The sequence below is a fragment of the Nonomuraea sp. NPDC048881 genome, assembly GCF_040649795.1.
Taxonomy (GTDB): Bacteria; Actinomycetota; Actinomycetes; order Streptosporangiales; family Streptosporangiaceae; genus Nonomuraea.
Window position 1 is genome coordinate 82,138 of the sequence record NZ_JBEZGC010000004.1, and the last position, 20,704, is coordinate 102,841.

At 63.5% G+C, this 20,704-nt stretch carries 17 protein-coding genes and 2 pseudogenes; 12 read left to right on the top strand and 7 right to left on the bottom strand.

Translation table 11 applies throughout. The features are described from left to right. Nucleotides 1-194 precede the first annotated feature (194 nt). A complete protein-coding gene (locus AB0C33_RS15455) occupies nt 195-1,076 on the bottom strand; it encodes a phosphorothioated DNA-binding restriction endonuclease (protein WP_358287747.1) in 882 nt (293 codons plus the stop codon). 500 nt (nt 1,077-1,576) lie between these two features. Here AB0C33_RS15455 and AB0C33_RS15460 point away from each other — a divergent pair, with 500 nt between their 5' ends. Then, nucleotides 1,577-3,124 carry a CBS domain-containing protein gene (locus AB0C33_RS15460; RefSeq protein WP_358287750.1) on the top strand — a complete coding sequence of 516 codons (1,548 nt, stop codon included), beginning with the start codon at nt 1,577-1,579 and terminating at the stop codon, nt 3,122-3,124. 115 nt (nt 3,125-3,239) lie between these two features. Here the strand turns inward: AB0C33_RS15460 and AB0C33_RS15465 are convergent, their stop codons facing one another. Continuing rightward, nucleotides 3,240-4,745, bottom strand: coding sequence for an ISL3 family transposase (locus AB0C33_RS15465; RefSeq protein WP_358289055.1), 1,506 nt, complete (start codon nt 4,743-4,745; stop codon nt 3,240-3,242). Nucleotides 4,746-5,074: 329 nt separating this feature from the next. On the opposite strand from AB0C33_RS15465, the gene AB0C33_RS15470 reads away from it, so the two are divergent. From AB0C33_RS15470 to AB0C33_RS15480, 3 genes are all read left to right on the top strand, one after another. Next, a complete protein-coding gene (locus tag AB0C33_RS15470; RefSeq protein ID WP_358287753.1) occupies nt 5,075-5,452 on the top strand; it encodes a hypothetical protein in 378 nt (125 codons plus the stop codon). A 13-nt stretch (nt 5,453-5,465) separates the two neighbouring features. Beyond that, on the top strand, nt 5,466-7,697 hold the full coding sequence (fxsT, locus tag AB0C33_RS15475; protein WP_358287756.1) for an FxSxx-COOH system tetratricopeptide repeat protein: 2,232 nt from the start codon (nt 5,466-5,468) through the stop codon (nt 7,695-7,697). 141 nt (nt 7,698-7,838) lie between these two features. After that, nucleotides 7,839-9,098 carry a hypothetical protein gene (locus tag AB0C33_RS15480; protein ID WP_358287759.1) on the top strand — a complete coding sequence of 420 codons (1,260 nt, stop codon included), beginning with the start codon at nt 7,839-7,841 and terminating at the stop codon, nt 9,096-9,098. Nucleotides 9,099-9,237: 139 nt separating this feature from the next. Here AB0C33_RS15480 and AB0C33_RS15485 read toward each other — a convergent pair. Beyond that, nucleotides 9,238-9,443: pseudogene (locus tag AB0C33_RS15485) on the bottom strand (IS5/IS1182 family transposase); the annotation flags it as partial. A gap of 152 nt (nt 9,444-9,595) precedes the next feature. Between AB0C33_RS15485 and AB0C33_RS15490 the strand changes: the two are divergent. The 6 genes and pseudogenes from AB0C33_RS15490 to AB0C33_RS15515 all read left to right on the top strand — a co-directional run bounded on the left by AB0C33_RS15490 (nt 9,596) and on the right by AB0C33_RS15515 (nt 15,458). Beyond that, nucleotides 9,596-10,201 (top strand): hypothetical protein, encoded by a 606-nt coding sequence (locus AB0C33_RS15490; RefSeq protein ID WP_358287762.1) that lies wholly within the window; start codon nt 9,596-9,598, stop codon nt 10,199-10,201. Between the two features lie 236 nt (nt 10,202-10,437). Next, nucleotides 10,438-10,855, top strand: a pseudogene (locus AB0C33_RS15495) (transposase); the annotation flags it as partial. A gap of 381 nt (nt 10,856-11,236) precedes the next feature. Further along, nucleotides 11,237-12,352, top strand: coding sequence for a hypothetical protein (locus tag AB0C33_RS15500; RefSeq protein ID WP_358287764.1), 1,116 nt, complete (start codon nt 11,237-11,239; stop codon nt 12,350-12,352). A 218-nt stretch (nt 12,353-12,570) separates the two neighbouring features. Further along, on the top strand, nt 12,571-12,804 hold the full coding sequence (locus AB0C33_RS15505) for a hypothetical protein (RefSeq protein WP_358287767.1): 234 nt from the start codon (nt 12,571-12,573) through the stop codon (nt 12,802-12,804). Further along, the gene (locus AB0C33_RS15510) at nt 12,801-14,825 is read left to right on the top strand and encodes a DUF6571 family protein (protein ID WP_358287770.1); all 2,025 of its coding nucleotides are present in this window, start codon (nt 12,801-12,803) and stop codon (nt 14,823-14,825) included. The genes AB0C33_RS15505 and AB0C33_RS15510 overlap by 4 nt, the downstream gene beginning before the upstream one ends. Before the next feature lie 15 nt (nt 14,826-14,840). After that, nucleotides 14,841-15,458, top strand: coding sequence for a hypothetical protein (locus AB0C33_RS15515; protein WP_358287773.1), 618 nt, complete (start codon nt 14,841-14,843; stop codon nt 15,456-15,458). Nucleotides 15,459-15,753: 295 nt separating this feature from the next. On the opposite strand, the gene AB0C33_RS15520 is transcribed toward AB0C33_RS15515, so the two are convergent. The 4 genes from AB0C33_RS15520 to AB0C33_RS15535 form a co-directional block, all read right to left on the bottom strand. Beyond that, entirely contained in the window at nt 15,754-17,118 is a 1,365-nt protein-coding gene (locus AB0C33_RS15520) for a tyrosine-type recombinase/integrase (protein ID WP_358287776.1), read from the bottom strand. Continuing rightward, nucleotides 17,115-17,306 (bottom strand): helix-turn-helix domain-containing protein, encoded by a 192-nt coding sequence (locus AB0C33_RS15525; protein ID WP_358287778.1) that lies wholly within the window; start codon nt 17,304-17,306, stop codon nt 17,115-17,117. The genes AB0C33_RS15520 and AB0C33_RS15525 overlap by 4 nt, the downstream gene beginning before the upstream one ends. Nucleotides 17,307-18,064: 758 nt before the next feature. Further along, a complete protein-coding gene (locus AB0C33_RS15530; protein ID WP_358287781.1) occupies nt 18,065-18,277 on the bottom strand; it encodes a DUF397 domain-containing protein in 213 nt (70 codons plus the stop codon). After that, nucleotides 18,268-19,095, bottom strand: a complete 828-nt coding sequence (locus tag AB0C33_RS15535; RefSeq protein ID WP_358287784.1) for a helix-turn-helix transcriptional regulator — start codon at nt 19,093-19,095, stop codon at nt 18,268-18,270. The genes AB0C33_RS15530 and AB0C33_RS15535 overlap by 10 nt, the downstream gene beginning before the upstream one ends. A gap of 249 nt (nt 19,096-19,344) precedes the next feature. Between AB0C33_RS15535 and AB0C33_RS15540 the strand changes: the two genes are divergently transcribed. After that, a complete protein-coding gene (locus AB0C33_RS15540; protein ID WP_358287787.1) occupies nt 19,345-19,866 on the top strand; it encodes an ATP-binding protein in 522 nt (173 codons plus the stop codon). A gap of 74 nt (nt 19,867-19,940) precedes the next feature. Next, the gene (locus AB0C33_RS15545) at nt 19,941-20,273 is read left to right on the top strand and encodes a hypothetical protein (protein ID WP_358287790.1); all 333 of its coding nucleotides are present in this window, start codon (nt 19,941-19,943) and stop codon (nt 20,271-20,273) included. The last annotated feature ends 431 nt before the right edge of the window (nt 20,274-20,704 follow it).

The window sequence follows — 20,704 nt, forward strand, 5'->3', positions numbered from 1 at the left end:
TCCCACGAGGTGATCCCCATCTGGTGATGCACCATGCCTATCGCAATAAGATTCTGACCTCTGGCCTGGCGGACATCTGAGCTCACGCCAAGGAGCCTGGCTTGGCGGAATCCTCCACAAATACTCGTATGCCGCTTGACCTGCACGCTAAGGGTTTCGGCAGGCACAAGTTACGGACCGCACTGGCGACGGCCTCAGAGGCGGGCGGGCGAGCGGAAAACCTGACTATTGTGCCAGCCAATGTGTCCCTGTTCGACTGCGTCCAGGCCAGGCTGAGGATTCCTAGCAGGGCGGCCGGCCAGGGAGAGCACCATGGCGCGGGATGCGTCCGACCGGCCCACGTACTTGGCCGAAACGGCAATGGTACGCTCCTTGGTCAATCCAAGGACGCCCTTGTCAAACAGCTTGTGGTGGATGGCGCACAGGCAAAGCCCATTCGACATGTCGTCGGGCCCGTCGAAAGCCCACCAGCGCACGTGCGCCGCATCCAAACCCACCACCGTGCCATCCAGCCAGCCATCGTAAGAGCAGAACGCGCAGCAGTATTCGTACGCCATGAGGACCCGGTCGCGGAAGCCCGGATCACGGCGCACAGCCTTTCGGATCTCTCTGACGGTGTCGAGCGCCTCCAGGTCCAGGCCGGCCAGCAGGCACAGGTCGGCGTGCAGAGACGGGGCGAAGTTGGCGTCCAGGAGAAAGCGGGCGATTCGCCCCAGCAGGCTGGGCTCCTCCGACAGGGCGCGTGCCAGATCGGGGTGCAGGCGGCCGGTGGCCTGGCTGTCTCGAAGGCGGCCCAGTTCTGGACCGGGGCTGCCCGCGCCATGGCGGGTGTTGACAAGCCAGAGGCCGTCGTTCGTCAGATGGTGAAATGGGTAACCGGGACTGGTGTCGCGGGGTGGACCGTACTCCTTGAGCAGCTTCTTCAGCTCGGCCTCAGCGGCGCTGAAGTGGATGGGTTGGTTGCCGTGCTGCTGAAAACGCCCCAGCGCGTACAAGAGAAGGAGCGGCTTATGCGGGGCGCGCTCGCCGCCTCTGGTCCAGCGCCGCATCTCGGCGACCCGTTCGATCCAGTCCACGATCGGCAAGTGTAGAGCGATCTAGCATCCCCAGTCAGGGGAAAGTCGACCGACCGCTAGACACCATCGCGCGCCTTGATCCAGGCATCTGAGCTTCGTCATGCGGACGGCGCAGTGTCCGTGCATCAACTTCCCCGACTCCTGGTCGACGAGGTGATCCATATGACCTACGACCTCAAATCCAGGCGATGCAGAATTGTTAGGCGGGAAAGCCTACGCTGGAACACCGAAGGCCGTTATGGACTCCAATCCGCTCGTTCCAGCTCTACCTGATAATGACGGAGTTTGTCGCCGTCTTCGCCTCATGGGATCGTCAACATCGCAAGACGTTTAGCATCAACCTCGGCTGGCTCGCGAACTGAGCCTAGTTCTATCGGCGCCGATGCCGCCCGTCCATACAGTGACTAAAGCCCACAATTCAGGACAATCCGATTTCCCTCTTGTTTCATCGTCATACATCTGGCAGGTTCTGGATACTCAGTCCAGAGAGGGGCCGATGGATGCACGAAGACGTCCGGCCGGTTGCCGAGCCACGAGCATGGATGATCCGCGGTGGCCGGGAAGGGCAACGCGAGACGCGGGCGCTGCAAGAGGGGCTGGTCATCGTTGGATGGCATGAGGCCGGAGACCTCAGCCGCTATCCGAATAGAGAACAGCTGTCCCAGGCACTACGCCTGGCATTCCCAGCAGCGGCCCCGAACGTCATCCCCAACTGGACCGGGCAACTCTGGCGATTCACCACCGAGATCCGCATCGGCGACCTAGTAACCATGCCCCTGAAGTCGCCCGCCGGCCACCTCGCCATCGGCAGAGTCACCGGCCCCTACGAGTATCGTCCACACGAGTCTGAAGACTTCCAACAGGTGCGGAAGGTCGACTGGCTCCGCAGCGACGTGCCCTTAACAGCCATCCGACCCGACCTGCGCGCCAGCCTGAGTTCGCTGCTAACCGTCTGCGGACTGACGCGCAACAACGCCGCAGGCCGCATCGCCGCCATCGCCGACACCGGCGTTGATCCCGGCTTGGCGGGCGAGGAAGAAGTTACCAGCGCGGATGAACTCCTCGAAGACGCGGCTTCTCGAGACCCCGCCAGTCCACGCCGGCTGACCATCCGCAGTCTGCTGGAGCACTGGGGCCAACGGCGGCGTACTGGCCCCGTCATCGCCACTATCAGAGCCGACCTGGCCAACAAAGGACTGACGACCCGTCCGCCCTTCACTGAAGGCTCAGTAGGCGACGAGATCGCCCTCATTCCCCTCGGCACCGAACCCGGCTCCGGCGCCACCACTATCGACGACACCGCCAACACCGAGGACGTCTCAGAACCCGAGCACATGAGCCTGCGCCTAGGCAGCCTGCCCACGCCGCTCGTCTCCGTGCCCAGCACAGTCACCCTGACCTACGCCAAGACCTTAATGCTGCAACGCCGGTTCTCTCAGATCGCTGTAATCGACACCGACGGCACCTACCGCGGAGCTCTCAGCTGGGAGTCCATCGGCCGCGCTCACATCGCCACGAGTCAGCCCTCCCTTCAAAGCGCCATTACGTCGGCCCGGGTCGTGGACCATGACGCGCTTCTCCTCGATCAAATCGAGGCCATCTACGCCGACGGCTTCATCTTCGTGCGCGACGCCGATCGTGTGCACGTCACTGGCATCCTCACCGCCGCCGACCTCACCGGCCAGTTCGGAAGCCTCGCACGCCCCTTCGTCCTTATCGAAGAAGCCGAAAACAGACTCCGACGCGTCACCGACGAAGTATTCACCGTGGACGACCTCAGAGACGCCGTACAACCACACCGCAAATCGAAGGTGCACCGAGCTGCGGATCTTACCTTCGGTGACTATCTCTTCCTTCTGAAAGATCCACAACGTTGGTCACTTCTAGGGTGGCAGCTCGATCACCAGCTTGTCCTCAACCATCTAAACGAGGTTCGCGAGATTCGCAACGACCTGATGCACTTCACCCCGGACCCGCTCTCTCGAGATCAGTACCGGGCCATCGACGGGCTACTCAATCTGCTACGCACGGTTGATCCCAGACCGTGAACGAACAAGCAGAAGAGATCAATGGCCCAGCAGGCGGCCCAGCTCCGACATCCGGCGCTGGAACTCGGGACTGTCTAGATAACGGCTCTGTCTCTCTTTCGGTGGTGACGGAGCGTTAGGCCAACAGGATGCGGTGGCGGAGCAGCGTGAAGCCGGCGCGGCCGTGCATCTGGCGCATGATGCGCTTGGTCATGGTGTTCACGCCTTCGGTGCCGCCGTTGTGGAACGGCAGAGCGACGGCCGCGTGGACGGCGTCGCGGTCCTGGTCGAGGCCGCGGATAAAGGCGTGCACGTGAGGGAGGTCGGCGGTGCGGGCAGTGGTGATCCACGTGCTGAGGCGGTCGGCGTTGCCCTTGCTCGGCCGGAGCAGGTCGGCAAAGTCGCGGACGAGCCCGGCCAGGTCGATCATCTCGGGGCAGGCCGTGGTGAGCTCGTTGAGCAGCCGGCGACGCTCGTCTTTGAGGTTGTCGGGCCGCGTGAGCAGGAGCCGGGCGAGGCGGCGTGGGGAGATGGGTAGGCGGTCGGCTTCAACCCGGCCCTGGGTGATGTAGCGGTAGAGGAGATTGAAGCTGCCCGGGTAGCCGAGGGCTTTGATCTCGTTGAACAGGTGCAGGACGGGGACGGCGGGGTCGTCGGTTCGGCGGCGTTTGAGGTGGTCGCGGTAGGGGTCGACGAGGGTCGGCCGGTACTGCGGGGCGCGTTGCAGGCGTTCGGGTTCAGACACGCGCGCGTAGCGTTTGACGGTGTTGAGGCCCAGATTGAGGCGGCGGGCGCACTCCAGCAGGCCGACTCCCTTGCCCAGCAGGTCGTGGACCTGCTGCCAGCGCTCGCGGGTGGTCTGGGCGCGTTTGCCGTCTTTGATCGGGGGCCCAGCCTTGGCCCAGCAGGCACTATGTGTGGCGACTTCCTTGGTGACGGCCTCACCGAGGTTGTGCCATAGATGCCAGCGATCAGTCACCTGGACGGCGTCAGGCAGGGCGCGGCGGATCGCTTCGGCGTAGGCGCCCGAGCCGTCTCGGCACACGATCTGCACTCCGGGATGGGTGCGCAGCCACGCCTCCAGCACATCGGCGGTGCGGCCGGGTAGAACGTCGATGCGCTCTCGGGTCTCGGCGTCGATCAGCACGGTGGCGTAGCGGTGGCGCCGACGCAGGGCGAAGTCGTCCACTCCCAGCACCCGGGGTACGCGCGGCGGTGGCAGGGGCAGGCGTAACAGGATCCGCAGGGCGGTATGCCGGGATAGGTGCACGGCCATCGCGGACAAGAGGCGCACGCCGGCACGGCCGGCCAGTTCGCGGACCACCGCTCCGATCTGTGAGGCCAGGCGGGGCGTGCGGCGTTGGTAGCGCTCCAGCACGCCGGGCAGCTGCTCCCGGAAGGTCTGGCGGCAGCCGCGGGTCGGGCAGACCATGCGGCGGATCCGCACCATCACCAGCACGCGACGTGTGTCCACCGCGACATCGGCCAGAGTGCGCTCGTGATAGCCATGCACGCGAGTTGTCCCGGCTCCACAGGTCGGGCAGGCGGCAGAAGAGCCGTTCGGGGTTCGCGCCCGTACCCGAATCTGCTCACCCTGGTCCGCTATGTCCTCCACCACCAGCGGCGATAGCCCTGAGAACACCGTCTGCACCAACTCGTCGACGTCTATCACAACTCAGCGTGACCTGATATCATTGTCCGTCACCACCGAATCTGCGACAGAACCGATATCTAGACAGTCCCTTCACAACGGAAGAGCGACATCGATGAGATGTTTGCCGCATGGCGTGACGTGATCTTCCATTCGCGCGATGATGAGGTGGTGTCAGGACGTGTGCTGAACCGGACCAAGGGCGCCTGTTCACCACCATGAGGGGGGCCGACCGCCGGTCGAGTTGGTAAGGGCATCGGCGTGGCGGTGGGCTCTCAGAAACAGGCCATCAGTCGTGTCGCGGCAGAAGGAGCACAGCGGTGACAGGCGTTGAGCTGATCGCAGCGGCACTGGCAGCCGGCGCCGGCGCCGGAGTGAGCGGTGCAGCCAGCGCCGCAGTGGAGGACGCCTACGCCGGTCTCCGCGACATGCTGCGTCGCCGCCTCTTTGGCCGACAACAAGCCGAGCACGCCCTCGACGCGGAGGAGACCGAGCCAGGGGTCTGGGAGGCGCGTCTCGGTCGCGACCTCACCGAGACCGGTGCGGATCAGGATGAGGAGCTTCTCGCCACCGCCTTCGCCTTGCTGAGCCTGGTTGACCGGGCCGGGGGGGCGTCGGGCAGATACCACGTCGACGCCCGGCAGGCCCAGGGCGTCCAGATCGGGGACCAGAACACCCAGCACAACACCTTCTCCTGACCAGTCGGCATCCATGGACAACGCCAGGCACGAGACAGGCGCCCGCCTGGTCCAGGGATGGCAGGTGGGTGATCACAATACCCAGCACAACCACTTCCACAGCCGGGTTGCGATCTCGTGGCCACACCGCGTCGGCGGACTGCCACCTCTGGCAGACCGCCGCCTGGACCGTCGAGCAGACCACGATCTCTCTGTTGCAGCGGCGGGGACCGCCTTGGTATGCCAGGTGTTGTCTGGTCTCGGCGGGGTCGGCAAGACACAACTCGCTGCCAGGCTGGCCCACCGGCTGTGGAATCAGAAGGGCGTGGACCTGCTGATATGGGCGACGGCAACGTCCCGCAGCGGTGTCGTGGCCCGCTACGCCCAGGCAGCCGCCGACGTCACCGGCGTCGAAGATCCTGACCCGGCCCAAGCGGCGGAACGGCTCCTCGCATGGCTGGCCAGCACCGACCGCCGATGGCTGGTCGTGCTCGATGATCTCACCGACCCGGCCGATCTGACGGGACTATGGCCACCCACTACTCCGACGGGCCGGACAGTGGTCACCACGCGCCGTCGTGACGCTGCCCTGCTTGCCGGGCGACACCTACTCGACGTCGACGTGTTCACACCAGCCGAGGCCGTACGATATCTGCGCGACAAGCTCGGTGATCAACCGCAACGATTGGCCGACGCCGATGCCCTCGCAGCCGATCTCGGCCATCTGCCGCTCGCACTGGCTCAAGCCGCCACATACATCGTCGACCGCGGCCTCGACTGCGCAGACTACCGCCGCCGCTTGGCTGATCAAAGACGACAGTTGCCTGATCTAGCACCGGAGGTGCTACCGGACGAGCACCGGTCCTCGCTTGCGGCGACCTGGGCGATATCGATCAACATGGCCGACCGACTCCCGCCGAAAGGAGCAGCCAAGCCCCTGCTGCAACTGGCCGCGATGCTGGACCCGAACTCGGTACCCATCAACTTGTTCAGCACCGGAGCGGCCATCGAGTATTGCACCCGCCGTACCAGAGCGTCCCTGGACGCCGACGACATCCTTGATGCGGTGCGCCTGCTGCACCGGTTCAACCTGGCTACCATCCATGAGACCACCAGTACCGTGCGGGTGCACGCACTGATACAACGTGCGGTCCGAGAAGACATCGATGCATCCCAGCAGCGCGTGGTGGCAACTGCCGCCGCAGATGCTCTGCTCCAAGTGCGCGCCGCGGACGAGCGTGAGAGCACCCGTGCCCAAATGCTCTGGTCCAATACCGCGGCGCTGCGCGCGGCCGCTGGCAACGTGCTCATAGACCCATACACAGGTGTTCACCCCGTCCTTGTCCACGCCGGCCATACCCTCGGGAACACCGGTCAAGACAGCGCCGCGCTCCATTACCTGCGTGAACTCCACGCCGCTGCCACACCGGCGCTCGGCAAGGACCACCTCGACGTTCTCGTCCTTCGCAAGTGGATCGCGTACTGGACGGGACACTCGGGGCACTGGGCCGAGGCTAGAGACGCCTACAAGGAGCTACTCTCGGACATGATCACAGTTCTGGGAACCTGGCACCCGGAGACCCTCGCAGTCCGCGGCGATGCGGCATGGTCGCAAGGCATGGCCGGCGACGCCCACGGCGCGGTGGAAGCTTTGACCGCACTCCTCGCCGATCGAGTACGAATCCTGGGTCCCGAACACATCGACACTCTTCGGGCCAGGACTGACCTCGCTCGATGTCGTGGGCAGGCCGGCGACCCGACCGGCGCCATCGCTGAACTCACTGAACTCCTCGCCATCCAGACCAGGACCCTGGGCTCTGACAATGTCCACACACTGGTGACCAGGAACAACATCGCCCGATACCACGGTGAGGCCGGCCAGATCGCACATGCTCTCTCCGAAACCGAGGAGATCGTCGAAGCTCGATCGAAGACACTTGGTCCCGACCATCCACACACCCTGGCCAGCCGCGAAGGTGCCGCAATCTGGCAATGGAAGTCCGGCGCTCGGGACAGTGCCCTTGCAGCACTCCAATCGCTCCTGACCGACCGGGTCCGGATCCTAGGCCCCCATCACCATCACACCCTGGCCACTCGCCACCAGCTCGCCCGCTGGCGAGGCGAGACCGGACACTATCGCGGCGCCGTCATCGCCTTCCAAGAGCTACTCGCCGACCAGGTGAGGACACTTGGCACCGACCACCCCGCTACCTTGGCTACTCAAGCCGAAATCGTCTTCTGGCAGGGACAGACCACGGAACCATGAGAAGGCGCGGCACGCGAATCAGCTGGTGGACCCGGTCGGGGTTCTCAGCTTAGGTGATCGGCTCGGCCGAGAAGGTAACGATGTTCGATCCGGCTGACGCAGAGGTTCAAACTGTCGGCGGTTCTCCCTATGCTCATCCCTATGACGTTGGCTGAGGTCACTCGCGAGCATGTTCTCAAGGCGATCGAGCTCGCTAAGGACATGGGACGACAGAAATTTCTCGACGCGCACAAGTCCGGGCAAGCACGATACTTCTTCCTAATTCACGATGGTGCGTTCTATGACTCAAAAGCAATCTTGAAGGCTGCGCACCTGAGCGCTACAGGCAAGACGCATGGTTTCTCAGGCGGCGAAGCCGCCGCTGCACCACGACTTCGCAGGTTAGGTTTCCGGGTAGTGGATGTCCGTGAAGTGGCAGACAGTGAAGTCGTACAGTCTTCGCTCGACATGGAACTCCTACCGGGCGAGATCAAGACCAGAGCAGAGCTAGCAGCAATCTTCGGCGGCGGGTCACAGGGCGGCGTCCTTCCCTCCGGAACCACCCCCACGGTGCTGATCTACTCCGACCCAAAGGTTGGCGAAGAGCTTGGGTACATCGACGGGTGGGCCCCAGAGGATGAGAACGGACCGTTGTTCGAGTACACAGGACACGGACTGAACGACCAGACGTTCGACGGTGTTGGCAACAGGTCAATCCGGGACCATGCCCTCCAGGGACGGGCACTACGCCTATTCAAAGCCGCTGGGACAGTGCCGGGTTCAGATACTGTCTTACATCGCTATGTGGGTCGATTCAACCTTGACGAGCAACAGCCGTTCGACGCGCGCTGGAGAGCCAATAAGGCCGGCGTCATGCGCAAGGTGATCGTATTCCGACTGCGTCCTACAGGTCCGTTCGAGCAGCTAGTTTCAGACAACATTCCTCCAGCTAGCGAGACCACGGCCGTACTTGTTCCTGTCGACGTCACGACGAGCTCCCTCATCGACCCGGAGAAGAACTCCAAGAGGCGGGGATCCCGCTCTGCTATTCCTGAACTCGAGTTTCAGCGTCGTGAAGCAGAACTCGATGCAGAGTTCCGCAAATTCATGCAGGCTCACGGCCGGGAACTCAAGCGATTCGAGCTCAAAATAAAGGGCCTCGCAGCGCCGATGCTAACGGACTTGTACGATACGACAGCTCATGTCTTGTACGAGCTCAAGGGCAACATGGGGCGCAACGCGGTGCGCATGGCAATTGGTCAACTCTTCGACTACAGCCGTCACGTAGTTCCGGCCAAACCTGCTCTCGCTGTGCTGCTACCAGAGGAGCCACACGATGACATCAAGGACCTGCTAGATCACGCAAAGATTGCCCTCGTTTATAGGGTTGGTGATACTTTCGTGGGCGTCCCAGGCCTTTGAATCTCCGGCAGTGCCGACAGCTCTGCGCATATCGATGACCTCATCCACCCAGTCATGGGCTTGCGGAGATTTTCCCAGGCTGTGCGAGCCCCGCCATCAGGGAAGAACGCGTTCTGCAATGATAATTAGTGAGAACCTTTCATCCTGCGTGGCGGCCTTCATCTGTGAATTGCGGGATGAAGACGGCCTGCACGATCGTGGTGGCGCGCTGCGGGCAGCAGCGCAGCCGGCCCATGACCTTTGAGCCTTCAAGGTGGCAACGGAGCGTTACCCGCAACGTGCAGACGCACGGCTGACTGAGCGCTGATGGCGCAACAGCGGCGGCCGCAGCAGATGGCCTTTGAACGACATGCGGAAGCGCCGCCGTACGGCTCCGCTGCACCTCGGAGATGACCCCCTGCTTAACCCGGAAGTGAGCCTGACCGAGAGGTTGGTCTTATCTGACTACGCCTCGAAGGAACCACGCGGTAGCCCGGGTCCGGCGTACCGTCGCGCTCATGACGGCCCCCCACGCTTACGACACTCCTTCGCCGGTTAACCCCGTAGACATCGCCGCCGACGCCTGTGTCCTGCTGGCCAACCATCTGGAATTGCTGGCCCATCAGATGCGTGAGCTCGTTCTGGACGAGCACGACAGGGCTCGCCTGGCCGCCGCCGTAACCCAGGTGGAGAAGGCTCTGTCCACCGTCACAATCGCAGCGGCGTCCCCCTCCCGCGCCACTACGCCGCCGCCATATGGAGAGGAGCCGGCCAGTCCCGTGACGATGACGATCGTTACCTGGACCCGCCCCGCCTACCACCAGGAGGATGGCCGCTGGGTCGCAACTGGCACCCAGAGTCAGCGCCGAATCCACGTTAGCCTGGATGGCGAGCACACGGTGTGCGGCAGCCAGATCCCCGACCACGCCACCACGGTGGCTACCACCACTGACTGGCATCTGCACACCGACTGCTACAACTGCGCATACCGACTCTGGCCCAAGCATGCCCCCGCCGGTTACGAGCGGCCCACCAGTAGCCGCGACTTCCCCCTACGCCGTACGGGCACAAGCTGGGAACAAATGGACGCAGCATCACAAGGCAGGGATCCGGGGATTCTCTGACTGCGACATGGCGGCCGCACATCGTCCGAACGTGGGGCGACTCAAGCCAATTGACGTGACAACTTCTTTGAAGAGCTCCGTAATTTGGTGTCGCGGGCGCGGAGGAGGAACCTGGCTCCTTCGGCCCGCTTCCCAGGTCCCATGACGCGGTCGCCACTTAGAGCGCCTAACAGAATGATCTCTGTTGTGCATTGATCTCTTGCTGGAGCCGAGCGAGAGGGGCGCGGGTGGCCAAGCTGAAGCCGTGGGAGGTCAGCGACGAGCCGTGGGCGGTGATCGAACCGCTTCTGCCGCAGGGTCAGCGGCGATTCCGGCATCCAGGGCGTAAGCGGCTGGATGACAGGCTGGCACCGCAGGGCGTCTTGTTCGTGTTGCACACCGGGATCGCCTGGGAGCACTGCCCCAAGAGCTTGGCTTTGGCTCGGGCATGACGTGCTGGCGACGCCTGGCAAGCATCACCTGATCACCGAGGCCACCGGCATCCCCCTCGCGATCATTGTGACCGGCGCCAGCCGGCATGATGCCCCCCAGTTGCGCCCGCTGCTGGACGCCATCCCGAAGGTCCGCGGCAAGCGTGGCCGGCCGCGTCAGCGTCCCGACGCGGTGCTCGCCGACCGCGGCTACGACCACGACAAGTACCGCCGCCTGGTCCGCGAGCTGCAGATCCGCCCGCGGCGGACGATGAACCCGAATCCGTAGGCGGCAGCGTGCTCGCGGGCCAGGTCCTCCACGCTGAGTCCACCGGACTGGCTCGTCGGAGCGGGCGCGGCCCAGATTGTTGTGCAGGACGACGATGCGGCCGCTGAACGCTGCTCGCGGATCAGCCGAGCCACCTATGTCAGGAGCGCGATGCTGTCCTTGCCTGCGGGGCTGTAGATGACGTTATGGCCGGCCTTCCAGTTTGTTTATTGACCAACTACAGAGTGTGGCGGTGGGCTATGTTTGCGGTTCTTAGCGACGGTCGGCACTCATCTGGGTGAGGATCTTGTGGATTGCCAGAACCCGCGTCACCAAGACTGGCCCGCCGTTCTGATCGTGCTCGAGGACGACGGCGGCGAGGATCTGTCGCGGGATCTGCTTCCCTGGCTGGAGAATGCCCCCGCGTGGCGGAGGCACCTCCGGCCCATGCAAGCGGCCGCGACGGCGCCCAAGGACGCTTGGCAGATCGCTGACTTAATGCTGGAACGTCGCGAGCTCGGGGGGTTTGTCCTCGAGCTTGGGGAGTGGCTTCGGCAGCGCATGTTCACTGTGGCCTTTGCCAGTGCAGGTGTGGCAGTCGTCGAGTCGTTGTCCGACATCGACGTGCTCGCGCTCCGGATCAAGGCAGTTCTTCTTCTTGCGACCGTTGCTGACGGCCGCTCCTTGCGCGTCCGTTTACTCCGGGGCAACCCCCGAAGCGCCGTGTTGGATCGGGGGTGCTCCTGTGGGCCGCCGACTGTTCTGAAAATCTCCAGGGCCATCGAGAACCATGAACTTGACGAGTTGCCAGTGGTTTCGGTGAGTCATGACGTTATGGAGCATGCACTCCGCAGTGCTATTGGGTCACAGGCTGCAGCTCTAGGCTCGGCAAACAGCGACAATCCCGAGAGACAGATCGCTGCCGTGTATTTGAGCAACACCGAGGCGGCTCCTGCCGTGCAGAGGGCGCTGTTCAAGTTGACGGAGTCATTCGGCTGGTCCGCGACCCCGGACTCCGACCCGATGCACGGGTCATTCTTTCGCCGGTTCAAGTTAGCTGCGATCAACTTCCTCACCTCGGAGCCGGCCAAAGAGATTGCCTTGGAGGTCCGGCGTGGGGTTGAACTGGCGACCATCCATAGCCGGCAGGCTGACAATGACAGCAAGCAGGCCGAGGCTGTCACTAACCTGCTGCAGGCGCTCGAAGGAACCGAGCAGGCAGTCCTGCTGGTCGGTTCCGTCTTGATCTTGAAAGGTGACGGAAAGGTATCCGCACGGACGCTGACACAGCGCCAGCTCGCCTTCCTGGAACGCCACCCGATCAGCGTAACTGACCCCGCAGCTGTTCTCTTCGCCCTGGATGAGTGCGCGCGCTCCATTCCGGAAGAAACCCTTCCCCCGGCGAGAAGCTTTTCAGCTATAACGGTGTTCCCCTCGGCAGAGCTGACCGACGGAGACTCCTTCACGGCCTAGGGGGCGTCCTTCGTCAACACGGGCATGGTGCTTCCACTGCACGGCAGAGTTTCGGCAGGTCTACTGTCTTTGGCCTGCACGTCCGCAGCCACTTCCACCTTGTACGTACGGCCAGGGCTACCAGGTTCGAGTGATATCCACTTGGTCGGACTCATCCCTATTGCGCCACCCGGGGTTAGCATTCAAGCGTCCAGTCGTCTCTCCTGGGTCAGGCCGTCATGCCGACGAAAGATGAGGTGGAGACCGCTCGCCGGCAGATCGAGCGTCTTTCCGATCAGTGCGAGGCGGATTTACGTGAGCTCATCCGTCTTGCCGAGGGTGGCGCACTGAAAGGACCGGAGGGAGACAAGCTCTCCGCTGACATGCGTCAGTGGGAGCGCGACACCAAGAACTACTTCCGTGCGGCTCTGGACACCCTTCACGGCCTCGCCGCGTCCGAGGTGTCTCGATGAGTCCTCAGGTGGGCATCAACCCCGAACTCATGACCAAGCTCATCGCCATGCTCAAGCGCACGGGCCCTGAGTTCCGGGAGTCCAGCCGCCAGGTCGAAAACGCGCTCGGTCGTCTCGGAGTCGAGCTCTGGGCCTCCCCCGCGCTACGCATGGTTGCCGACCAGATGAGTGCGAGGCCACCGGACCTTCAAGGTCGCCTGGACCTGATTCTCGCCACCCCTGACGTGGGGCTCGACCGTGATGGCATGATGTGGGCGGACGGCGCGGACTGGCAGTCCAGCACCACGGATGGCGCCACCGCCGCCCAGGCCGTGGCAGCGAAAATCCGGGCGCAGGTCAAATCCGGGACCTTGAACGCTAAGACGATCGCCGAACTTGAGAAGCACAAGAACGACCCACTCTTCGCGGCCGCGTTCGCCAAGGAACTCCCTCCTGCTGAGCTCAAGCGACTGATCTCCCGCATGTTCAGAACAGATCTTCCTCCCACCGGCCGCCCGGACGACAAGGACCTGGGCACCGAGAAGAAGGTCGCCGACCTGTTCAGCACCATCCTGGGTACCGCCTCCCGGGCCCGGAAGCTGCCCGACAAGTACGCCGATGAACTGCTGAAGGATCTGGGCGACCCGCAAAGCGCGTTCGCCCTCGGCAAGCTCCTCGGCAAGGGGACGTTCGACCACGCGTTCCTGCTCAACGTGGTGAAGCGGGTCTACGACTACGACGTTGCCCATCCCCAGGCACGGGCCGTCGAGCTGGAGTTGCCGCTTTCCGGCACGAACAAGGTGCGGCCCGGCCCTGACCAGAGTCCCATGAGCGCAGTGCTGAATGCTCTGATCCATCACCCGAAGGTTGGCCAGGACTTCTTCGCCGATCCCCAGCGCAGGCCGCTGGCCTACCTGATGCGTGACCGACGGTGGGCAGCGGGGAGCGACAAGTTGCTCGGCGAGGCCCTTTTCGAGGCTTCGACGAAGTTCCGGGACCATGGCATGCCCCGGGAGCAGTCGAGCGGATACAAGTCCGCGCTCATCGCGTCATGGGCCAGCCATTACTGGGCCGAGGAGAAGGTGCAGCAGAACCTGCCGAACACCCGGACCTGGGCCGCTTCCCTCTATGCGAACTACATCAGTGACGTTCACCGGGCCAATCAGGCGCCGGCGACCAAGGAATACGGCGTGGACGCCGCCTACGACCCGGACAAGTCCCTCTCCGGCATACAGCCCTATGGCGCCGTCCTCAACAAGGACGAGCTCAAGAAGGCCATGACGTGGGCGTTCAATGACAACGAAGCGTTCAAGACCGTGGCGGCGGCCCACGCGCAGTACTCAGTGCAGGTCCTGGACGAGACAGCGTCCGAACTGGCCGCGGAGGTAAGAAGCAAGTTCGCGGCATGGCACAAGTCGCACCCTGGCGCAACCAAGGAACAGATCAACGACAAGCGACAGGAGATCCTCGAGAACACGATGAGCAGCGGCGGCGGATCTTTTCAGTTCCAGGGCATGGTGAACGACCTCAGCGAGACAACGTACGCGATCACTGATGCCGGGAACATCGCCAAGATCGAGGAAGCCAGGAAGAACGACGAGCGATACGCGATGTACAAGAACATGGTCACGAAGATCATCGATCTGGCTCCAGGACCGCAGGGCAAGTTCGTCGGGCTGCTAGTGGGCCAGGCAAAGGAACACATCTATGGACAGTTCACGTCCAAATCGGAAGACAAGGCGAAAGTAGCGGCCGGCGATGCGATCGAAGATGCCAAGGAAATGTTTCGCGACGCCACTGCGGCGGCCATGATGCGTCACGGACTCTTCGGCGACGGATCGGTACCGGCCCCGACTCATCCTTACGCTTCCAAGCAGTACCCGAAAGGCTCTGACGGTGACTTCATGGCGAACGGGAGGATCAAACCAAAGGGCGAGATGACTGCGACAGAATTGAAGGCTTACAGGGAGTGGCTCTACATGAACAAGGCGACGGACCGCGTATTTTACGGAGCAGATTCCGCAATAAACCGGAACTCTTAGTCGACAGCAAAGGCCATGAACGAAACGTTCTTCAGTCTCAGAATCCTGACACCAACCACGACGTTATTTCTTGCGGCAGGCCTACTGACCGCCTGCTCCGCCTCTCCACCACCAACCCCGCCACCCGCACCAGACACCCGGCCGCTCGGCGATGTCACCGTTGCGCCGAAGGTGTGCGACTTGATCTCAAGGCAATCCATCGAACGCGCCACCGGCCTCAGCGACTTCACCGTCAAGAAGTACATGTCCAAAGATGGCAAGCATCTCGAGTCCTGTTCCGTCTACACCAATCCCCCCACCAGCAGCGCCTATCGCCTGAAAATTGAGATCGACGATCCGTCTGAGCTACCACTGAGCAGGCTGGAGGGAGCCAAAGCAGCCAGAGATGGAGTCGACCTGCCTGCCGACGCCGGGCCCGGATTCACCTTCACCATCGTGGAGTCCGGGGTGAAATACCAGACCGCCGGCTGGGCATGGGCCCGAGACGGCAGCCGTGGACTCAGCGTGTCGCTCGACGATACGCCTTCGAACAGGGATCCCCAGAAGGACGCCGCCGAGTTCATTCGGCAGCTCAGGCCCATCGTTCTCGACACGGACGCAGCATCGACGCAGACTTCCGGCCGACCCAAGTGATCGACTCGCACGAATCTGGCCGATTGAAGACCGAGACCTCATCAACGTGGCGACGACGCCACTTCCACCGACTCCCGGATGGTATCCGCCTGCACCTCATGGCACTCATGCGCATGTACGGCTCACCGAGCGGCGGTATCGCATTTCCTGTCAGTCTTGCCATGACCGAGCAAGGGGCCGACAGACCGAGTCACCCAGGTAGAGCGTTGCGTACCGTGGTGGAACGCCACGAAAGGCGCAAGACTGGGAGTGAACGGCCCCGGCCAGGCCGGGGCCGGAAGCAGATCCGTGCAGGCTACTCGGTCAGAGCATCATTGATCTTGCCGTTGAATTGCTCTTGCTGACCATCCACGCATTTCGCGTAAACCCGCAGCAGGACATCCACGCCATGGCCGGCGCGCTTGGCCACCTCGACGGCCGGGACGCCCGCGTTCAACCATAGCGAAACTGCAGCGTGCCGCAGGTCGTACGGTCGAGCAGCCAAGGATGAGGCGAACTGTGCCGGGGTGAGCGCGAGTTTGCGAGCTTCCTGCCAGACGTAGGAGTACGCCGAACTGGAGTAGGTGCCACCGGTACCTGTGTGGAAGACTCTGCCGTCCTCGGCTGTGGCGTACTCGGCGATGTGCTCGCGAAGCATGGCAACCAGGATGGGCGGGATGGGGATCTCTCGTGTTTCCTTGTCCGCGCGGTGCTTCAGGTTGCGTGACTCGTGGGTCTCGCCGGAGTTGGTCCAGCGCTTCGTTCCCTGGGGCCGCGCCCTTTCCAAGACGATCAGGCCCCAGCCCGCGTCCGGCAACGTGCAGTTGGTCAGCCGCAGGTCCGCCGCTTCCTCCGGCCGGAGTGCGGCGTAGTAGACGCATGCGAAAAGGGCCTTGAGCCGAGGACCGCGCCTGCGGCCTACTTTCGGCACTGCATCGAGGAGTTGCCGTGCTTGGGTGGGGTTGACCACCGTCCGGGGGTCAACGAGCGTTACGGACTTGGGCGGCCTCCTCTTGATCTTGTCCAGCGGGTTTCTGTTGAACAGTTGCTCCTCGACTGCATGCTCCAGGAGGTGATGCAGGATGGCGCGCTTGCGGCGTACCGTGTTCGCCGCCGCCGGTGCGCCGGAGAAGGTGATGGATACGGCTTCGAGGGCCTTGTGTAGAACCTGCGCTTCTTCGAAGGCCGTCAGCGGCAATGAGGCCCTCTCCAACCAACTCAGAGCCACGGCCTGTGCCGTCGTCAGGTCGGCCCGCCGCTTCTCCGGGAGCAGCGCGTGGATCCGTAGAACCTCTCTGAGTTCCCCATCGGCAGGACGGTGCGGCGCGTCGGTGACCAGCACGGGGATGAGAGACAGCAGTGCGTACGCGTCTGTCTCTCGGGTTCGAGGTGCCGTCGAGTTCCAGCGTCGCAGGACATACGCCTGAGCGAACTGGAGGAACGATGGCCCGGAGGATCGCCGCGCGCACTTCGACACAGGCAGGCCGGTGCCGAGGTCGAACTCCTCCCCTACTTTGGTCGCCTGCCGTAGGTCGGACATGAAGGCGTAGGCCAGCCCCTTGGTCCGGAAGCTCTTCGACCTTTCCTTGCCGGCTACTCGCCAGCGAGCGATGTAGGCGGGCGTACTTTTGTTGAAGCGCCGCTGGATCTGGCCTAGCTTCACGTCGTAAGTGGTGTTCACCTCGACTCCCGTCGTGAGTCGAGCCAGGCCATGAGATCGCTCCGCCAGACGCGGAGTTCGAGGTTCGGCAGCTGGACGCAGACCGGTGCACGGCCAATCTGACGCCAGCGGTAGAAGGTGCGACGGGATACGCCGCCCAGCTCTTTGAGGACCTGAGGAACGGTCAGCAGCTCATCATGCCTGGTCATCGGCCAATAACCCCTATTTGAAACACAGGTACTTGGGCGACTGCTCCCTGTGGGGCAAGCTGGCGTACGGCACGCCGGACCTTGGGGTCTACCGGGCGGACACTGTCCGGCTCATGGGTGGTGTTGGCGTGGCGGAGGAGCCCACATGGAGTGCCGTTTGGGCGGTTCACACTGCCATGTAGGAGTCGGCGTCGACGGAGCTCGCCGCTTCTACAGATCCGACTCGCCCCGCGGTTGTCAGTCCGGGCGTTCAACCAGTCGATCGACCCAGGGGTGGTGCGGGAATGGGCGAGCTTACCCAAGACGTACATCTTTCCTCCAGCGATCTGATCTGACCTCGGCCCGTCAGGTGTCCTGGTGGACGTACGGTCCCGCGATCAACCGCATGGCGTTGATCCCCGGACCGGCTGAGGCACGGGCTATAGACGCTCACCTCTAGCCGCGCTGTCAAGTCCAGCGGGACGGCGTACTCACGTATCGCGGCAGCTCAGCATGGACCGAACCGCCGAGCGGATAGGCGAGCAGGAGCAGGTCTCGGCGGCTTGCGGAAGGTCAGCTGGTCGCCGTACACGGTGACACGGATCGGCAATTCAACTGGGGAGCGCTTCCAGTTCGTCGCCAACCTCGCGAGCGCCTTCGGCGTCAAGCGGTAGGCGCTGACATACTGCTCTTGTTGGAAGGGGTCGATCGCCCTACCCGGCAGCAGGGACAGGGGCTCGCCGCCAGCGAGCCCCAGTCGATTCCAACGTCCGTAATCGTCAGAAGTCGAATTCGCCCTTCTTGGCGCCATCGATGAACGCAGCCCAAACCGATGCTGAAACGACGTAGGGAGCCTGGTCGGGGGCTTCAGTGTCGCGGATGCCGACACGGCCTCCGGGTAGCGGTGCAACCTCTAGGCAATTGCCGTTGTCGCCAGAGCGTGCGGCCTTGCGCCAAGCAGCGCGGTCCAGATCCTCGTTGGTCACTTCCATCGCTTGGCTTTCTCCTCGATCAATCGGAGTGACGCCCTGCGGGGAAGGGCATCACCATGCAACATCTCATACCTCGACTTGACGTCCAGGACACGATCGGAGTCGGCGGTGATCTGGCTCAGGGTGATCGACTCAATATAGGCCGTATCGGGCATCTCTGGTCCGCTGGCGAGCATGAAGGCACCTTGCAGGCCGGTCGTCAGCCACGCATTGTGGGGAAGGACATGAATGTGAACGCGCGGATGATCATCCATCGCGGCCAGGTGCGTGAGTTGCTCGTTCATAACCGCCTCACTACCGATAGGCCGGACGAGGACCCCCTCATCCAGCACTGCCCATAGCGTAGGCCCGTTTTCCCGCTCCAGGATGCGCTGGCGATCCATCCGGGCGGCGACGCTTTGCTCGACGAGGTCGGGAGTGGTTCTCGGCCTGCCCCGGAAAATGGCTCGGGCGTACTGCTCGGTCTGAAGTATGCCAGGGACGATCAGCGGCTCCCAGGCGCGAAGCATGTCCGCCCGCTGTTCGATCTCGACGAGTTGAGCCAGCCAGATCGGCCACCGGCCGGCATGCTCGACGGTCTCCCGCCAGCGGGCCAGCAGTCCGCCGTCGGCTTCCAGCGCAGTGTCGGCGGCGCGGGCGAATTCCTCGTCGGCCGGACGTTCCCCGCGCTCAACCATGCTGATCTTCGAGACAGACCAGCCGAGCATTGCGGCAAGTTCCTTTTGCCGCCTCCCAGCCACTATGCGGTATTCACGAAGATGAACACCGAATTCCGCTCTTGGGGCTTTCAATGCGGGTTCCGGATCGATGTCTCGCAATGCTGGATGCTTCCTTCCTCGGGGCACACGAGAAACGCACGCCGCATGTGTAGTAGCACACCTGGTTCGTGCCTGGAAAGTGCTTTGCAATCCACCCCTCAGGCTGGGGATTTCTGGGAAGGTCTCTTCAGGCCAGCTCGGCGTATCACAGCCAGCCACACACGGAAGATGATCGTGCGTGCACTTGGCCGATCCCATTATTCACATAAGCGGCATGGCTGTTGATCGAGGATTAGCGAGGCGGATTCGTTGATCTACTACATTTCACTCCCCCAGCTCCAGGTAATCGGCACAGCCCATCTGGCGCACAGCGATCGGGCCCCTCATCTGGCCCGGAAAGCTGTCAGCGTCTGGCTGGCGCCCGAGCATCCAGCGCAGGAGATCACGGTTCTGGCGGCCTCGGAACTGGTCACCAATGCGGTGAAGTACGCTGACGCCTCCAGCGACAGCGGCGATGACGGTCGTGACTGCCGCGGTGATGCCGAAGGCCGTCAGGACGCAATCGCGCTCAGGCTGTGTCAGGGGCGGGACTACCTGCGACTGACGGTGACCGATCCCGGATCGTCCTGCTCAGAGCCGTCGAGGATTCCGCTGCAGACACCGAGCCTGGATGCCGAGCGTGGGCGGGGGCTGGCAATCGTGGAAGCCCTATCGCGCAACCGGTGGGGCAGCTACCTGATGCCCCTGACCGGATTGCGCCTGGTGTGGTGCCATCTCGACCTCAACCCGACCCCAGCGCAAGTCGAAGAGCTGTTCCGCGCCCCGATCTAGCTGGGCGCATCCAGCCACATGTCAGAAGCAATCTCCGCTGAACCCATTGCCGTCGATCAGCCTCGGAGACCGTCATGCCCGAACCCGTCCCGCCCGGCGTAGCCGACCAAGCCGCCGCCTACCTCAGCGACCTGCAGAAGTTGCTGCAGGACCAGGGCCTGCACGCGCGCCTGCTCACCCATAACGAGCGACTGCCGCGTCTACGGGTCATCAACCCCGACGCCCCCTCGCTCAGCGAGGTCATCTCTGCGGCGCCTCTGGGAAACGAGTGGAGCTTGTGGTGGTCATGGGCCGAACCGATCACCCCGGTCAGTGAGATTGCCACCGCCGCCGAGCGCATCCGCTACGTGCTAACCCCCGTCGCGAACCAAGACACCTGCCTCGGACCACAACACGAACCAACCTGACAGCGTCCGGCCGCTCCATGACGCGGCAGGAAGGGCCGGGATCCGCACCCATCGAACGACACCGGGCACGCCGGTGCGCAAACCCTGCTAACCCGCGACCGCCCCGGAGGCGGACTTGTGTGGATGCAGCGCCCTCATCTGGCCACATCCGAGAGCGCCGGATTAGGGCAAATCCCCTGCCTCTCTGGAGCGCGGGAGTCGTGTGCAGCTCGACACGAAGCGCTTCTGAGAGGGCGGTGACCGCGAGCGCCTCGAGTGGAGGCATGGACGCGGTCACGCCCGGCCGGCTGGCCGATAAGCGGAGCCCGGTCAGCCGCCCCTGCGACGATCACGGCGGTGCCCCCCGTCCGCCTGATCGTCGCCGGGCGGCCCCTCGCAAGGAAGTGGCGTCGCAGAGGCAAGGGCCCTGTGACTGAGGGGCCGCCCATCTC

Coding starts and splice junctions, on each gene's coding strand:
- AB0C33_RS15545 (WP_358287790.1), top strand. CDS start 19,941: ATGCCCGAACCCGTCCCGCCCGGCGTAGCCGACCAAGCCGCCGCCTAC.
- fxsT (WP_358287756.1), top strand. CDS start 5,466: ATGGACAACGCCAGGCACGAGACAGGCGCCCGCCTGGTCCAGGGATGG.
- AB0C33_RS15480 (WP_358287759.1), top strand. CDS start 7,839: ATGACGTTGGCTGAGGTCACTCGCGAGCATGTTCTCAAGGCGATCGAG.
- AB0C33_RS15490 (WP_358287762.1), top strand. CDS start 9,596: ATGACGGCCCCCCACGCTTACGACACTCCTTCGCCGGTTAACCCCGTA.
- AB0C33_RS15515 (WP_358287773.1), top strand. CDS start 14,841: ATGAACGAAACGTTCTTCAGTCTCAGAATCCTGACACCAACCACGACG.
- AB0C33_RS15525 (WP_358287778.1), bottom strand. CDS start 17,306: ATGACCAGGCATGATGAGCTGCTGACCGTTCCTCAGGTCCTCAAAGAG.
- AB0C33_RS15460 (WP_358287750.1), top strand. CDS start 1,577: ATGCACGAAGACGTCCGGCCGGTTGCCGAGCCACGAGCATGGATGATC.
- AB0C33_RS15530 (WP_358287781.1), bottom strand. CDS start 18,277: ATGGAAGTGACCAACGAGGATCTGGACCGCGCTGCTTGGCGCAAGGCC.
- AB0C33_RS15510 (WP_358287770.1), top strand. CDS start 12,801: ATGAGTCCTCAGGTGGGCATCAACCCCGAACTCATGACCAAGCTCATC.
- AB0C33_RS15505 (WP_358287767.1), top strand. CDS start 12,571: ATGCCGACGAAAGATGAGGTGGAGACCGCTCGCCGGCAGATCGAGCGT.